Below are 254 nucleotides of genomic sequence, written 5' to 3' on the forward strand. Positions count from 1 at the left end.
TCTGCTAACCAGGTTGCAGGCAGCACCGGCTTTAACATGGCACTGAGCAACTGTGCTGGCACCCTGAAAACAGTTTCGGCTTTCTTTGAAGCAGGCCCAAGTGTTGATGTGGTTACCGGCCACCTGAAAAACGTAAGCGGTACTGCTGGCCAGGTTAGCCTGGAACTGATGGACGGTTCTAACGCCATGGCACCAATTAAAGCCGGTAACAGCAGCCAGACAACCAGCACGACTTATATTGATGCTGCTACGGG

General features: G+C 52.8%; 1 pseudogene. It reads left to right on the top strand.

Annotated elements, in window-relative coordinates:
* Positions 1–254: pseudogene (locus V2A85_RS24760) on the top strand (type 1 fimbrial protein); the annotation flags it as partial.

Origin of the sequence: Yersinia sp. 1252 StPb PI, assembly GCF_048593885.1 — a bacterium.
Taxonomy (GTDB): Bacteria; Pseudomonadota; Gammaproteobacteria; order Enterobacterales; family Enterobacteriaceae; genus Yersinia; species Yersinia enterocolitica_E.